The 14,012-nt window shown below is 69.9% G+C and carries 15 protein-coding genes; 2 read left to right on the plus strand and 13 right to left on the minus strand.

Annotated elements, in window-relative coordinates; genetic code table 11:
* Window positions 1-61: 61 nt before the first annotated feature.
* From KHC27_RS15400 to KHC27_RS15420, 5 genes are read right to left on the minus strand one after another with little or no spacing between them, the layout of a single operon-like run.
* Entirely contained in the window at window positions 62-1,165 is a 1,104-nt protein-coding gene (locus KHC27_RS15400) for a DUF917 domain-containing protein (RefSeq protein WP_213340267.1), read from the minus strand.
* A complete protein-coding gene (locus KHC27_RS15405) occupies window positions 1,162-1,842 on the minus strand; it encodes a DUF1989 domain-containing protein (RefSeq protein ID WP_213340268.1) in 681 nt (226 codons plus the stop codon). Before KHC27_RS15405 ends, KHC27_RS15400 begins: the two co-directional genes overlap by 4 nt.
* 45 nt (window positions 1,843-1,887) lie before the next feature.
* Window positions 1,888-2,604, minus strand: coding sequence for an amino acid ABC transporter permease (locus KHC27_RS15410; protein ID WP_213340269.1), 717 nt, complete (start codon window positions 2,602-2,604; stop codon window positions 1,888-1,890).
* A gap of 3 nt (window positions 2,605-2,607) precedes the next feature.
* The gene (locus KHC27_RS15415; RefSeq protein WP_213340270.1) at window positions 2,608-3,267 is read right to left on the minus strand and encodes an amino acid ABC transporter permease; all 660 of its coding nucleotides are present in this window, start codon (window positions 3,265-3,267) and stop codon (window positions 2,608-2,610) included.
* 23 nt (window positions 3,268-3,290) lie between these two features.
* The gene (locus KHC27_RS15420) at window positions 3,291-4,136 is read right to left on the minus strand and encodes a transporter substrate-binding domain-containing protein (protein ID WP_213340271.1); all 846 of its coding nucleotides are present in this window, start codon (window positions 4,134-4,136) and stop codon (window positions 3,291-3,293) included.
* Window positions 4,137-4,265: 129 nt separating this feature from the next.
* Here KHC27_RS15420 and KHC27_RS15425 point away from each other — a divergent pair, with 129 nt between their 5' ends.
* Entirely contained in the window at window positions 4,266-5,201 is a 936-nt protein-coding gene (locus KHC27_RS15425; RefSeq protein ID WP_213340272.1) for a LysR family transcriptional regulator, read from the plus strand.
* A gap of 36 nt (window positions 5,202-5,237) precedes the next feature.
* Here the strand turns inward: KHC27_RS15425 and KHC27_RS15430 are convergent, their stop codons facing one another.
* The 8 genes from KHC27_RS15430 to KHC27_RS15460 form a co-directional block, all read right to left on the minus strand.
* Window positions 5,238-6,428, minus strand: coding sequence for a fumarylacetoacetate hydrolase family protein (locus tag KHC27_RS15430; RefSeq protein WP_343210923.1), 1,191 nt, complete (start codon window positions 6,426-6,428; stop codon window positions 5,238-5,240).
* A gap of 20 nt (window positions 6,429-6,448) precedes the next feature.
* Window positions 6,449-7,477, minus strand: a complete 1,029-nt coding sequence (locus KHC27_RS21725; RefSeq protein ID WP_246519970.1) for a heme-dependent oxidative N-demethylase family protein — start codon at window positions 7,475-7,477, stop codon at window positions 6,449-6,451.
* A gap of 15 nt (window positions 7,478-7,492) precedes the next feature.
* Window positions 7,493-8,437, minus strand: a complete 945-nt coding sequence (locus KHC27_RS15435) for a flavin reductase family protein (protein ID WP_213340274.1) — start codon at window positions 8,435-8,437, stop codon at window positions 7,493-7,495.
* Complete coding sequence (locus KHC27_RS15440) at window positions 8,431-8,886, minus strand: dimethylamine monooxygenase subunit DmmA family protein (protein ID WP_213340275.1); 456 nt, start codon at window positions 8,884-8,886, stop codon at window positions 8,431-8,433. Before KHC27_RS15440 ends, KHC27_RS15435 begins: the two co-directional genes overlap by 7 nt.
* A 28-nt stretch (window positions 8,887-8,914) precedes the next feature.
* Window positions 8,915-9,673, minus strand: coding sequence for an SDR family NAD(P)-dependent oxidoreductase (locus KHC27_RS15445; protein ID WP_213340276.1), 759 nt, complete (start codon window positions 9,671-9,673; stop codon window positions 8,915-8,917).
* Between the two features lie 61 nt (window positions 9,674-9,734).
* Complete coding sequence (locus KHC27_RS15450; RefSeq protein WP_213340277.1) at window positions 9,735-10,694, minus strand: ABC transporter substrate-binding protein; 960 nt, start codon at window positions 10,692-10,694, stop codon at window positions 9,735-9,737.
* 63 nt (window positions 10,695-10,757) lie between these two features.
* Window positions 10,758-11,795 (minus strand): ABC transporter permease, encoded by a 1,038-nt coding sequence (locus KHC27_RS15455; RefSeq protein WP_213340278.1) that lies wholly within the window; start codon window positions 11,793-11,795, stop codon window positions 10,758-10,760.
* Between the two features lie 56 nt (window positions 11,796-11,851).
* The gene (locus tag KHC27_RS15460; protein ID WP_213340279.1) at window positions 11,852-12,634 is read right to left on the minus strand and encodes an ATP-binding cassette domain-containing protein; all 783 of its coding nucleotides are present in this window, start codon (window positions 12,632-12,634) and stop codon (window positions 11,852-11,854) included.
* 348 nt (window positions 12,635-12,982) lie between these two features.
* Between KHC27_RS15460 and KHC27_RS15465 the strand changes: the two genes are divergently transcribed.
* Window positions 12,983-13,990 (plus strand): LacI family DNA-binding transcriptional regulator, encoded by a 1,008-nt coding sequence (locus KHC27_RS15465; protein ID WP_213340280.1) that lies wholly within the window; start codon window positions 12,983-12,985, stop codon window positions 13,988-13,990.
* Window positions 13,991-14,012: the final 22 nt, after the last annotated feature.

Here is a 14,012-nt window from a genome sequence, read left to right on the forward strand (position 1 = left end):
CGGCGATGTTCCCTTGGCGGGCGGCCCGCGCCCGCGCCGGAGGCCCGGCGCGGCCGGTCCGTCACCCCTCGCCGGTCTCGAAACCGAGCCGGGCCGGGCTCAGCCGTTCGATCCCCTCCGCCGTGCGCCAGATCGGGTCGAGCGCCGGCACCACCACCGCCACCACCTCGCGGCCCGGCTCGACATCGCCGAGGGTGGTCAGCGGTTCGAGGGTGCGGGCATCGAGCACCGCGATCGGGTCGGGGCTGGAGGCGATGCGTTCCGCCCCGCGCCAGACGAGGTGATGTTCGTTCTTCACCCAGATGCGGAAGGTCTCGCCCTGGTCCGGGCCGGTGCCGGCGAAATGATAGTCGAGATCGCGGAAGCGGTAGGGCTCGGCGCTGCGCCAGTGCACTTCCGTCGCGGTGCCGGAGAAGAGCCGGCGTCCGCCGGTGCGGGCGAACAGCGCCTCGAGGCGCGGCGCGGCCGGGCCGGGGCCGCCGAGAAGCGCGCCCACCTCATGGGCCGCCGCCACGCTGCCGGGCACGAGGCCGGCGGCAAAGGCCCGCATCGGCGCGAGATAGCCGGCGCACGCCAGTCCCCGGCCATGCACCGCCGCGTTCATCCGGCGGGCGAGATGGTCGGTCATCGCCGCGCCGCTGGTGGCCAGCAGGACGGTCTCGTTGCCGAACCGGTCCACCAGCGCGGCCGGCGCCGGCGACAGCCCGACGAGGTCCAGCTTGGCAAGGCCGAGCTCGGGAATGGAGCGCCCGGTGCCGTCGGCATCGAGCACCGCCTTGCCGAGCATGTCGGCGGCGACCAGCGTCGCGGCCATGGCGAGGCTGCCAAGCTCGACGACGGCCAGCGCCGCGATCTCGGTGCCGGTGGCGCGCTCCAGCGCCTGCACGGCGCGGGCGAAGCGCAGCGGCATGGCGAGATCGAGCGCCGGCACGCCCAGCCTCGCGCGCTCTTCGGCGGGCATGTCCTCGGCGGGATCGCGCCCGCCGATGACGATGGTGGCGCAGGCCATGGCGTCCGGCGGCAGGTCAGCGGGCGCGGTGAAGCGCGGCGTCCAGTCCGCGCCGAAATGGCGGAGCAGGGCAAGGCCGGGCTCGGCGCGTCCGCCGCCGCCCGTGCCGTAGAAGACGAGGCCGCGGAACAGGTCCTCCAGCGCGGGGGTGCTCATGCCAGGGCCTGCGCGCGATAGACGACGAGGCCGAGCCGCGTGGCCTTGAAGCCGTTGCAGACATTGCGCTCCTGCGGGCAGTTCGAGATCGCCACCACGAGGTCCATCTCGGCGCGCAGATCGATGTAGTCGCCCGGCTTCGAGACCGGGGCGATCACCTCGATGTCGCCGTCCGGGCTCACCGGCACGTTCATGAAGATGTTGAAGGTGTAGGGAATCTCGCTCAGCCGGACGCCGTAGGGCGCCATCACGGCGGCGAGGTTCTCGCGGCAGTTCGGCTGATGCGCGGCCTGTTCTCCGTAGCGCAGGCGGTTCAGCCCGGGGCAGCAGGACCCGGCGAGTATGTCGTGCCGGCCGACGGTGTCGCGGGTGATCTTCAGCATGGGATAGGCGTCCACCGAGCGGATGTAGTCGCCGGTGGTCAGATGGATGTTGCCCTTCAGCATCACGGTGGTGCTGTGCGAGATCTTGTCGGTGAGGTTGTGCCGGTCGAAGCAGATGAGGTCGGCGACCTGCTGCCCGTCGAGGTCGATGATCCGCAGCGTGTCGCCCTTTTCGAGCTCGAAGGCGGTACGGCCTTTCGGCGCCATGACGGTTTCCCACCGCCGCGGGCCCGGCTCGTCACCGAGATCGCGCAGCGCCGGCACACTGCCGGGCGCATCGAGCAACTGGTCCATGGCGTCTGTTCCTTTTCTCGTTGAAGACGTTGTTCCGCCTGGCGCTCAGCGCCGGTAGCCGTCGAGGGCGAGATAGCGCCGCCCCACCGCGCTGCCGCGGAGCATGTCCCGGCGCTGGTCCCGCGCGCCACGGTCGAGGCGGTCGAGCAGGGCGCCGAGCGTCGTCGCCAGCAGCCAGTAGAGCGTGGCGGTGATGATGAAGGTGGCGACCGTGTCGAAGGTCTCGGCCTGGATGCGCAGCGTCGCGTGGGTGAGCTCCGGCACCGCGATGACCGAGAGGATGGCGGAATCCTTCAGCAGCATGATCGCCACGACCCGGCCCGCCGGCAGGCCGACGCCCAGCATCTGCGGGCCGACGACGAGGCGCAGGATGTTCAGCCGCGACAGGCCGAGGCTCCGGGCCGCCTCGGTCTGCCCGTGCGGCACGGCCCTGTAGGCGGCGAGCAGCACCTCGGCGAAATAGGCGGCACCATAGAGCGCGAGCGCGAGCACACCGCTGCCCCAGGCCGGCAGACGCAGCCCGAGCCTTGGGGCGCCGAAATGCACCAGAAACAGCACCACGATGAAGGGCGCGTTGCGCAGCAGCTCGATCGCCACGGCGGCCGGCACCCGCAGCCGCTTGCGGCGGGCGTTCCGGCAGGTGGCCAGCAGTGTCGCGAGAATGAAGCCGAGCCCGATGCCGGCAAGCGAGACCCAGACGGTGAGCAAAAGCCCGTCTGCCAGCAGCGGCCAGAAACGCCGGGCGAGGTCCAGCGCCGCCACGGCTCAGCGCATCCCGTTGCAGGTCATGGCCTGCAGCCTGCCGCCGAGGCGGCTCGCCAGCACATTGATGGCGACATAGATCGTCGCGAGCGCCAGCAGCGTTTCGAACGGCCGGTAATTCACCGCGTAGATCTGCTGCGCCGTGCGCATCATGTCGGTGACGGTGACCACCGAGAGCAGCGCCGTCGCCTTGAGCAGAATGGTGAACTCGTTCACCAGCGGGCCGAGGCTCAGCCGGAGAATCTGCGGCAACAGCACCCGCGACCACACGCAGAACGGCCGCAGGCCGAGCGCGACGCCGGCTTCCACCTGTCCCTGCGGAATGGCGGCGAGCGCCCCGCCGAAAATCTCGCTCATGAAGAACGCGCTGCAGAGCGCCAGCGCCAGCGTGCCGGCGGCCACCGGCGACAGGTTCAGCCCGATGGCGGGAAGGACGTAATAGGCGAACAGGATCAGCACCAGCACGGGCACGCCGAAGACGATGCTGCGCAGGGCGGCGAGGACGAGGCTGAGAGGCCGCCATTTGAGGACGCGCAGCAGCAGCAGCGCGACCCCGCCGCACAGGGCCAGCGCCATGGCGGCGAGGGCGATGGACAGGCTTATCCAGCTCACGGCGCCGAGCTTCAGCAGCGCGTCGAGATAGGCCGATCCATCGAGTGCCATTGCCGGTTCCTCCCGCCGCGGCTTCAGAGCGCGCCGGCGGGGAGGTAGCCGGAGTCGGGGATGTCCATGGTGAAGCCGAACCACTTCTTCTGGAGTTCGGCCAGCTTGCCGGTGTCGCGCAGCTTCTTGATCACCGCCGAGATGCGGGCCCGCAGATCGGGGTCGGCCGGCCGGGTGACCCAGGCGATGTAGCGCGGCGTCTGGCTGATGGTCTCGCCGACGGCGAACACGCCGGGCTTTTCCTTGATGAGCGTGGCGACGTTCGGGCCGCTCTGCACCACCGCGTCCAGCTCGCCGGAGGCGAGGGCCACATAGACCTCGGGGAAGGCCGGGTAGAGCTTCAGCTCCTTGAAGCCCTTGCCGCCGGCGGCCTTGAGCGCGGCATCGGCCTTGCGGGCTTCCTGCTCGGTGGTGGTGCCGAGCTGGGTTCCGACCACCTTGCCTTCCAGGTCCTTGATGGTGGAGATCGGGCTGTCGGCGCGCTTGAGGATCACCTCGCTGCTGACCGCGATTGGCATGGTGAAGGCATATTTCGCTGCACGCTCCGGCGTGATGCCGACCGAGGTGGCGACGAAGTCGAACTTCCTGGCGTCGAGCCCCGGCAGGATGCCCTGGAACGGCACGTCGAGCTGGACCAGCTCGACGCCGAGATCGGCGATGACCGCGTCGAGAATGTCCTTGCCGTAGCCGACGATCTTGCCGTTCTCGACGAACTCGAACGGCGGAAAGGCGGCCTCGGTGCCGACGGTGACCTTCTTCTCCGCGAGAATGGTGGCCAGTGTGTCGGCCTTGGCCGACCAGCCCGTGCTCAGGGCGGCGAGGGCGATTGCGGCGGCGGCGGCGAGCCTCCGGCAGCTCCTGTTGGTCATTCCATTCTCCCGTTCGGCGCGTCGGCGATGTTGCGTCTGCGAAGAGGCTAGGATCGCCCGCGTCCGCCCGCTAGCATCATTAAATCAGTGAAGCGCTGCCTTTTTGGCAGCGCCCATCGGGAGCCCGCCATGCTGCACTCGCGCCTCATGCGCTACATCGACGAGGTCGCCCGCGCGGGATCGATGCGGCAGGCCGCCGAGCGGCTCGGCATCGCCTCCTCGGCGATCAACCGGCAGATCCTCGCCTTCGAGGAGGAGCTTGGCGTGGCCGTGTTCGAGCGGCTGTCGAGCGGGGTGCGGCTGACGGCGGCCGGCGAGCTGCTGGTGGAGCACATCCGCGCGACGCTGAAGGACCATGCCCGCACCATCGGCCGCATCAGCGATCTCAAGACGCTGCGCCGCACGCGGATAAACGTGGCAACGCTGGAAGCCCTGACCGCCGACGTGCTCGCCCCGGTCGTCAGCGCCTGGCACATGACCTACCCGCTGACACGCATCACCCTGACCGCCATGCCGGCCGACCGCATCGCGCTCGCGGTCGGCGAGGGGGAGGCGCAGTTCGGCCTCGGCTTCGACCTTCCCCCACAGCCGAACCTCAACATCTACAGCAGCACGCGCTGCAGCGTCGGCCTCGTGGTGGGGCCGGACCACCCGCTCGCGACGCGCAGCAGCGTCCGGGCAAGCGATCTCGCCGGGCACGCCTTCGCCCTGCCGGCGGAAGGGCTCACCTTGCGGACGATCTTCGACCGGCTCACCCGGCGCTCGCGCCTGTCGATCGAGCCGATCGTGGAGAGCAACTCCATCGACCTCCTGAAGCGCCTGGCGCGGCTCAGCGATCTCGCCACCGTGCTGACCCGCGCCGATGTCGAGCTGGAGCGCCTCGGCGGCACGCTGACCTTCGTGCCCATCCTGTCGGAGGAGGTGAGCTGGCAGACGCTGGTCATCGTCCACCGCTCCAGCGCCCAGCTCTCCGGCCTCACCATGCGTTTCGCCGAGAAGCTCGCCGACGTCGTCCAGCAGATCGGCGACGGGGGAGCCGGGGAGCGCAGCTTCCCCGGCCGCTGACCGGCGAGCCGTCATCAAGGGCGAGGGCGCGCGGCCCTAATGCCCAAGCAGGTTGCGGCGGGCGAGGTTCTCCATCAGCGCCAGCGTTCCGAAGGTCCATTCCGGGATGGCGTCGGAGCGCTCCACCCAGTTGACCAGCGTGCCGAGTTCCGGCGTGTGAATCCGCACCTCGTCGCCCATGTGATGGGTGAAGCCGAGGCCTTCGCCCTCGCGGTCGACCACCGGGGCGAACATGGTGCCGAGGAACAGCACGAAGCCGTCGGGATATTGATGCGCCCGGTTGATGGTCTGGCCGACCAGATCGGCCGGGCTGCGCGAGATGCGCGCCATCTCGCTGACGCTTTCCAGCTTGAAACCCTCCGGTCCCTCCACATTCAGCGTCACCGTCATCCGCCCGGCATCGGCCAGGGAGAAGCCGGCGTCGAACAGGCGGATGAAGGGGCCGATGGCGCAGGAACCGTTATTGTCCTTCGCCTTGCTCAGCAGCAGCGCCGAGCGGCCTTCCACATCGCGCAGATTGACATCGTTGCCGAGGGTGGCGCCGCGGATTTCGCCGCGCGCATTCACCACCATCACCACCTCCGGCTCGGGGTTGTTCCATTGCGAGATCGGGTGCAGGCCGATCTGCGCCCCGCAGCCGACGCTCGACATGGGCGGCACCTTGGTGAAGATTTCCGCGTCCGGCCCGATGCCGACCTCCAGATATTGCGACCAGTAGCCGAGCTCCTGCAGCAGCGCCTTGGCGCGGGAGGCGGCTTCCGAGCCCGGCACGATGGCGCTGAGCCGGTCGCCGACCGCCCGGTGCAGGTCCCGGCGGATGGCCTCGGCCGCCGACGCGTCGCCCTTGGTCCGTTCGTCGATCACCCGTTCCAGCATGGAGTCGACGAAGGTTACCCCCGCCGCCTTCACCGCCTGCAGGTCGATGGGCGCCAGCAGCCGGCCGGCCGGGCCTTCGCCGCCGGCGCCGAGATAATCGGCCAGCGCGCCGAGATCGGGATAGGCTGCCGCCTCCCGCGGGAACCAGCCGGGAAGGTTCATCAGCCCCGCAAGGGTCGGCGCCACGGCGGAGAGGTCGCGCACCCGCCCGTCGGCGACCAGCACCGGGCAGGGCCCGCCGGCCGCGTGCGACCACACCCGCCCGATGAGAACCGCGTGGGGATCGGCGGGCAGGATTTCGCCGGGCGTGAGCGGGCGGACACGGGATCGGGGCAGGGCAGGGTCGGTCACGGCGGGGTCTCCGGCTGCGGTCAGAACGGCGCCCGTCCGGGCGCCAGCGGGGCGCCGTCGTCGAACGGCGCGAGATAGGCGACGAGGTCGTCGCGGAACGGCACCGCCTTCGCCCGGGCGACGGCCGGATCGAGGTCGCGCAGCACGCGGTGAAGACGCGCCGCCCATTTCGGCACCGTCGCGATTTCGGACAGGCGCGCCATGTACACGCGGATGGCGAACAGGATCACATGGCTGCGCCGCAGCCGGTAAAGCTGCTGCACCTCAACGCGCAGAAGCAGATTCCGGCCAAGGTCCGCCGGCGGCGCTCCCTCATAGAGCCCGGCCCATTCCGCGGCGGTCTCCAGCCCGTTATCGAGGCGCGGGGTGACGCAGATGACCCAGTTGGGGCGGCGGACCTGCGTCTCCGGCTGCATCCGCAGCGCGAAGGCGAGGCCGCGCTCGATGGCCGCCTGTTCGCGCTCGCCCGTCACCTCGCCATGAATCTCGCGCCAGCTCATGCCGAGATCGAAGGGCAGGGACCAGCCCTGCGCCGCCGTGAGCATTCCGCCGTCGAGATAGAGCATGTCGCCGCGCTGGGCGAGCAGCACCATGTCGCCCTGGGTCTGTCGGGCGATGTACTCGAAGGGCGGGCAGGGCAGGCTGTCGGGGTCGCCGAACCGGAAGCTCTGGTCGATGCCGAGCGCCGCGTTGCGCCAGCGCCAGCGGCGTCCGTCGCGGTCAAGCCTGAACAACTGGGGAAAGTCGCGGGCGAGGCTGCTCATCACCAGCTCGACCACGTCCCATTGGGCGAGGTCGAGATGCGGCAGCAGCGTGCAGCGTTGCGGGTCGCGCGCCAGCACGAAGGCCTTCTCTTCTATCTCGGCGCGGTAATGCGCGTCGACGTCGAACAGCGCCCGCAGCGCCGCGCACGGTCCCGTGCGGTCGTTCTGTTCGAGGTTGGCCGCCGTTTCGTAGCGGTCGGCAGCGAAGGGAAAGGGAAAGCGCAGCAACGTCTCCCGCGCATTGCAGAAGGTCAGCGCGTTGCGGAAGGTCTGCGGTTCGGTCATGACCCCGTTCTCCCCCTAGAGGTCCAGCGTCAGCGCATCGTCGCGGGCGCGCGACACGCAGGCGAGCATCACCTTGCCGCCGGCGCGCTCTTCGGCGTCCAGCACCCGGTCGCGGTGCTCGGGCCGGCCGGCGAGCACGCCGACGCGGCAGGCGCCGCATACGCCGCCCCGGCACAGATACGCGACGCTCACCCCGGCGCTCTCCAGGGCCTCCAGCAGCGACTGGCCGGCGCAGACGGAAAGCCGCCCGCCGGAGCGCGCCAGCCGCACCTCGAAAGCCTGTCCCTCGGCGGCCGTGAAGCGCTCCACATGGACCCGTGCCGGCACCCAGCCCGCCTTGGCCGCCTCCCCGCACACCGTCTCCAGAAAGGCGGCGGGACCGCAGGCGGACAGATGGGTGTCGAGCGGCTGATCGAGCCAGTCCGGCCAGCACAGCGCGGCGCGGCCGTCGAGAAGGGTGATGCGGGCGGGATCGAACGGCGCGGTGAGCCGCGCGAAGGCGGCGCGCTCCTCCGGCCGGACGATCTGCACCAGATGCCAGTCGACCTGCGGGGGGAACGCCCGAGCGTAGGCGAGGAAGGGGGTGAGGCCGATGCCGGCCGACAGGAGGAGATGGCGCCGCGCGCCCGCCGCCGGCGCGAAGAAATTGCGCGGCGGGCTGACGCTGAGCCGGGCGCCGACCGCCAGCCCGTGCAGCCGATGCGACACACCGTCGGGCCGCTCGGACCGCCGCACGACGATCTCGTAGCCCGCCATGGTCTCGGGATCGCCGATCAGCGAATAGGCGGCGGCGCGGCCGGTGCCCGGCACACGCACGAGGAGATGGGAGCCGGGCGAGGCCGCCATCGGCGCCCGGTCGCACGGCAGCAGCCGCAGCCGGCGCAGCCGGGGCGACAGGTCCTCGATCTCCGCGACGCGGACCTCCCGCTCCGCCGCTCCGAGGCGGTTCCCGGTCAGCATGGCACGCCGAGGCACGCGCCGAGCCGGGGGGAAAGCTGGCGGCGCACCGCGAGCCGCGCGCCGCAGGCACAGTTGATGTGGGCGGCATCGGCCGGCACGAGCGCGGTGCTGCGGCACGCGGCGCAGACGACGCGGCGCAGCCGTCCCTCCACCGGATGCTGCCGGATTTCATCGGCAAGCATGCCCGCCGCCAGGGCCGCCGCGGTGAGCTGGGCGAGAAAGGCGTGCCCGCCGCTCAGATAAAGCCGCTCGCCGATCCGGGCCACCGCCAGCCGGCGGGTCAGCGCGGTGGCGAGATCGTCGAGGCTGGCATGGGTCTCGCCCAGCCGCCAGGTGCACACGTCCGCGACACCGGCGGCGCCGGGAGTCGCGACGTGTTCGTCGAGGATCACCAGATGGCGGCGGCCATCGGGGTCGAGGCCCGGCGCAGCGGTGTCCGCTCGATCCATGCGCGTGTTCCCGCCCCGGCCTGCCGTCCTAGGACTTGCCTTCCGGCAGGGTCTGCCCGCCGTCGATCAGGATGGAGGTGCCGGTGACGAAGCCGGCCTCCGCCGAAGCGAGATAGGCGACCGCTCCGGCCACGTCGTCCGGCGTGCCGATCCGGCCGATCGGAATGGATCGGGTCATGGCGTCGATGAAATCGGCGCTGCGACCGGCGGTCAGCCCCTCGGTCATGATGTTGCCCGGCTCGACGGCGTTGACCGTGATGCCGAAGCCGGCGAATTCCAGCGCCGCGGTCTTGATGAAGCCGTTGATGCCGGCCTTGCTGGCGGAATAGGCGGCGGTGCCGCTGGCGGTGACGCGCGGGCCGGTGATGGACGAGGTGAAGACCATGCGCCCGTAGCGCTGGGCCTGCATGGCGGGCAGCACGGCGCGGCAGGCATAGAAGCTGCCGGTGAGGTTTACGGCGAGGACACGCTGCCACTGCGCCGGCGAGGTTTCGGCGATCAGGCTTTCGGGATAGATGCCGGCATTCTGCACGAGAATGTCGATGCGTCCGAAGCGCGCCAGGGTGAAGGCCGCCAGGGCTTCCAGCGCCTCGGCGTCGGCGACGTCCACGCCCATGGACGTTGCCTCGCCCGGCAAGGCATCGGCCACCTCAGCGGCGCCCTGCGCGTTGAGGTCGGCGACGACGACGCTCGCCCCCTCGGTCGCCAGCCGGTGTGCAATGGCTCGTCCAATTCCCTGTGCCGCCCCGATCACGATCGCGGTGCGGCCGGCCATGCGCGCATGCATGCCTTGCTCCCTGTTCATGCCCGTCGGGAGCCGGCGGCGCGGTGCCGCCGGCCCGTCGTTCTTACTTGCAGGACGTCTTGTAGAAGGCGGCCTTGATGCTCGGCTCGTTCATGTTGGCGCGGGTCACGACCACCGACGGCAGGAAGTGGTCGTGCTGCACATCCGCCTTCTTCACCTCGCCGCGCAGGATGGCGGCGAGGTTCTTCACGGCGTCGTAGCCCATCTGGTAGGGCTCCTGGACGATGAGCGCGTCATAGACGCCGTCGCGCAGGTCGCGGATCTGCTGGGGGTCGGCGTCGAAGGACACCAGCTTGATCTTGCCGCGCAGGCCGGCTTCCAGAATGGCGGCGGAGGCGCCTTCGGCCGCGGCCGAATGGGTGACATACACCCCCTTGATGTCGGGATTGGCCTGGATGGCCGCCGCCACCTGCTGCGCCGCCTTGGTGGACGAGGTCTCGGGGTAGAGCACCGGCAGGATCTTCGCCTTGGGATTGGCCTTGCTGAAGCTGTCGATGAACCCCTTCACCCGGGCGTCGATGTCGGGAAGGCCCGGCCGCATGCCGACCACCACGAAGGTGCCTTCGCCGCCCGCGACCTCGCCCATCGCCTTGCCGGCGGCCTCGCCGCCGAGATAGTGGTTGGACTGGATGCTCTGGGTCTCCACCGGCTTGTCGAGCGGGGCATCGACGGTGATGACCGGCGTGCCCGCCTTCTCCAGCGCCTCGACCTGCGAGACCAGCGCGCCGCTGTCGGTGGGAGAGAGGATCACGCCCTCGGGCTTGAGCTGCAGGGCCGCGTCGATGAAGGGCTGCTGCTTGGCGATGTCCCAGTCCGGCGGGCCGTCCCAGGTCAGCTTCACGTCGAACTCGCCCGCGGCCTTCTCCGCCCCGCACTGCATGGAGGTGTAGAAGGGGATACCCACCTGTCCCGGCAGCGCCGCGATGGTGACCGTCTTGGCGGATGCCGGCACCGCCGCCAGCAGCACGATGGCTGCAACACCTGACTTCAACGCGCTCTTCATCAGCTGTTCTCCTGTGAGGAATCTGGAAGGTTGCTGTTCTTGTTTGGACGGCACGCGAACGGCTCAGCGGCTCATGCGCTGGCGGTTCTTCTGGTCGATGGCCACCGCGACGATGACGATGATTCCGACCACGATCAGCTGGTAGAAGGCGTCCACCCGCATGATGACGAGACCGGTGGCCAGCACGACCGGGATCAGCGCCCCGATCACGGTGCCGCTCATCGAGGCGACGCCGCCGAAGAGGCTGGTCCCGCCGATCACCGAAGCGGCGATGGCCTGCAGCGCATCGGTCTGGTGACCGGAGATGTTGGTGGTGGCGAAGCGCGAGATGTCGAGCATCGCCGCCGCCGCCGACAGGCAGCCCATCAGCACGAAGAGCGACAGCACGTGGCGGTCCACCGGGATGCCCGCCCGCCGCGCCGCTTCCGGCGAGGAGCCGATGGCCAGGGTGTGGGCGCCGAAGCGGGTCTTGGCGAGCACGAACCACAGCACCGCCAGCACGCCGGCCACGATCACCACCGGCATCGGCACCCCGCCGAGCACCCGGCGCACGGCAAAGCCGGTCTGCAGCGCGCGGGGTATGTCGGGAACATTGGCGCCATGGGTGATGACCAGTGCCATGCCGAGGCCGATCGCGGTCGTGGCGAGGGTGACGAGGAAGGAGGACAGCCTGAAGCGCGTCACCAGCACCCCGTTCACCGCCCCGAACAGCGCTCCCGACAGAAAGGCGACCGCCGTGCCCGCGGCAATGGCCAGGGCGAGGTTGGGGTAGTCGCCCATCGCGACCTCGTCCGGCGTTCCGGCGAGGGCGGTGATGGTCTTGCCGGCCAGCACCGAGGCCAGCACGACGTTGGAGCCGACCGACAGGTCCATCTGCCGGGCGCCGAGCAGGAAGGTCATGCCCGCGGCGAGAAGGGCAAGCTGCGCGGTGTTGAGCGCGATGGTGAAGAGGTTGTTCACGCTCAGGAACACGAAGTTCGGCGAGATCAGCGTGAAGCCGGCCACCAGCCCGATGAGGATGACGAACATCCAGAAGGCGGTGGCTTCCAGGACGCCCAGTCGGTGGCCGTGGGAGCCGGCCGGGAGGGAGGCGTCGCTCATCGTCGGGGTCTCCGCTGTCGGGGTTGCCGGTTCGGGGGAGGCGGGCGGGTTCGGGCTCATGCCGCCTCCCGGGCGCCGAGCATGATGTCGACGATGTCGCGCACGCTGACCTGCGCCGGCAGCACATTCGCCACCGCCCGGCCCTGCCGCATGACGATGATGCGGTCGGCGAGCTCCAGAACCTGCGGCAGGTCGTGGGAGATCAGCAGCACGGCGAGGCTGCGGGCGGCCGATTTGCGGATGGCCTCGTAGACCATGTCGCGCTGGCGGGCGCCGAGCGCGGCGGTCGGTTCGTCGAGCAGGATGGCATGGCGGGCCCATTTCAGCGCCCGGGCGATGGCCACGCCCTGCCGCTGGCCGCCGGACAGCGACTGGGTCGCCGCGCGATAGGACTTGATGCGCACGCCGAGCTCGACCAGCACGGCGTGGGACTCGTCCAGCATCCGGCGGCGGTCGATCATGCCGAGCCTGCCGCGCAGCCCCGGCTGCAGCAGTTCGCGACCGAGAAAGATGTTGGCGGGAATGCTGAGGTCCGGCCCGAGGGCGAGGTCCTGATAGACCGTCTCGATGCCGTAGCGCTGGGCGTCCTGGGTGGAGCGGAACGCGACGGCGCGCCCGCCGATCCGCAGTTCGCCGGCATCGGGAATATTCTCCCCGCTCAGCGTCTTCATGAAGGTCGACTTGCCGGCGCCGTTGTCGCCGACCACCGCCGTCACCTCGCCACGGCGGAGCGCGATGGAGACACCACGCAGCACATTGAGCGAGCCGAAATTCTTGACGATATCGACCGCTTCGATCGCGTAGCCGCCCTGCGTCGGGTCGGCCGCCTGTCCGCTCATGGAACCCCCTGGACCTCTCGGGTTGTCAGCGCGGCGCTGAGATACGTAATCGATTGCTTATTGCCATTCGCGGCGCAAGCCCGAATTTGCCGCCGGAGGTCTTCAGGCCGCGGAATTCTTCAAAATCCGATATGTTTGCTGCGGTTCTGTGCGTGTTGCTTGTCAATTGGACAGCGGCTGATGACGTGCTGTGCAGCCGCGGGTGCCACATTCCGCGCTGCCCTGTCAGTGCCGGTGTCCTGGCGCAAGCTGTTCTCTCACTTGCGTTTTGTCGCCGTCCTGGTGTTTAGTTAATCGATTGCAGCCCTTGAGGATTCCGCCGCTCCCATGCCACCACGCAGACCGACCATGCAGGATGTGGCGAAGGCCGCCGGCGTCTCCAGCGCGACGGTCTCGCGGGTCTTCTCCGGCCAGAAGGGGGCCATGTCGAACGAGACGGCCGAGCGGGTGCGCAAGGTCGCCGACGATCTCGGCTATGTCGTGAACACGCTCGCCGCCAGCCTGCGGGTCCAGCACACCAAGTCCGTCGGCCTCATCCTCGCCGACGTCGCCAATCCGTTTTTCGGCAAGCTGGCGAGCGGGGTCGAGAACACGCTGAGCGCGGCGGGCTTCGGCGTCATCCTGGGCAACTCCAGCAACCGGATCGAGGAAGAAACCCGGCTGCTGCGGCTGATGATGCAGAAGCAGGTGGACGCCATCATCCTCGCCAGCGTCGCCAGCAATGGCGAGCATTTGCGCGATGTGCTCGGCCAGGGCCAGACCATCATCCTCGTCGACAGCGACCTGCCGGGCACCCCGCTCGATGCCGTGGTGATCGACAACCGCGCCGCCGCCGCGCACGCGGTCGGCCACCTCCTCGATCTCGGCCATCGGCGCATCGCGATCGTCTGCGGCCCGATGACCGCTTCCTTCGACCGGGAGCGCCTCGAAGGCTATCGCGCCGCCTTCCGCCAGCGCGGGCTGGAGCCCCCGGAAGATCTCGTGCTCTACGGCGATTCCACCTATGACGGCGGCAAGGCGGCGGTGGAGGAGATGCTCCTCAGCGAGGCGCGCCCCACCGCGCTGTTCGCCTCGAACAACCTCATGACCATCGGCACGCTGGCGGCGCTGCACGAGGTCGGGCTCGCCATTCCCGGCGACATCTCGGTGGTCGGCTTCGACGACCTCGAATGGTACGCGATCTTCAAGCCCCGCATCACCGCCGTCGCCCAGCCGGCCTTCGCCATCGGGCGGACCGCGGCCCGCCGCCTGCTCGATCGCCTGAAGCTCGCCACCACTCCGCCGCCGCGCCGCTTCGTGCTGAACACCGACCTCATCGTGCGCGACAGCACCGCGCCCCTCCATTCCACGCCCTGATGCCGGCCGATGCCGGATCACC

Source organism: Ancylobacter lacus, assembly GCF_018390635.1.
Classification (GTDB): domain Bacteria; phylum Pseudomonadota; class Alphaproteobacteria; order Rhizobiales; family Xanthobacteraceae; genus Ancylobacter; species Ancylobacter lacus.

Coding starts and splice junctions, on each gene's coding strand:
- KHC27_RS15400 (WP_213340267.1), bottom strand. CDS start 1,165: ATGAGCACCCCCGCGCTGGAGGACCTGTTCCGCGGCCTCGTCTTCTAC.
- KHC27_RS15405 (WP_213340268.1), bottom strand. CDS start 1,842: ATGGACCAGTTGCTCGATGCGCCCGGCAGTGTGCCGGCGCTGCGCGAT.
- KHC27_RS15415 (WP_213340270.1), bottom strand. CDS start 3,267: ATGGCACTCGATGGATCGGCCTATCTCGACGCGCTGCTGAAGCTCGGC.
- KHC27_RS15420 (WP_213340271.1), bottom strand. CDS start 4,136: ATGACCAACAGGAGCTGCCGGAGGCTCGCCGCCGCCGCCGCAATCGCC.
- KHC27_RS15425 (WP_213340272.1), top strand. CDS start 4,266: ATGCTGCACTCGCGCCTCATGCGCTACATCGACGAGGTCGCCCGCGCG.
- KHC27_RS21725 (WP_246519970.1), bottom strand. CDS start 7,477: ATGACCGAACCGCAGACCTTCCGCAACGCGCTGACCTTCTGCAATGCG.
- KHC27_RS15435 (WP_213340274.1), bottom strand. CDS start 8,437: ATGCTGACCGGGAACCGCCTCGGAGCGGCGGAGCGGGAGGTCCGCGTC.
- KHC27_RS15440 (WP_213340275.1), bottom strand. CDS start 8,886: ATGGATCGAGCGGACACCGCTGCGCCGGGCCTCGACCCCGATGGCCGC.
- KHC27_RS15445 (WP_213340276.1), bottom strand. CDS start 9,673: ATGCATGCGCGCATGGCCGGCCGCACCGCGATCGTGATCGGGGCGGCA.
- KHC27_RS15450 (WP_213340277.1), bottom strand. CDS start 10,694: ATGAAGAGCGCGTTGAAGTCAGGTGTTGCAGCCATCGTGCTGCTGGCG.
- KHC27_RS15455 (WP_213340278.1), bottom strand. CDS start 11,795: ATGAGCGACGCCTCCCTCCCGGCCGGCTCCCACGGCCACCGACTGGGC.
- KHC27_RS15460 (WP_213340279.1), bottom strand. CDS start 12,634: ATGAGCGGACAGGCGGCCGACCCGACGCAGGGCGGCTACGCGATCGAA.
- KHC27_RS15465 (WP_213340280.1), top strand. CDS start 12,983: ATGCAGGATGTGGCGAAGGCCGCCGGCGTCTCCAGCGCGACGGTCTCG.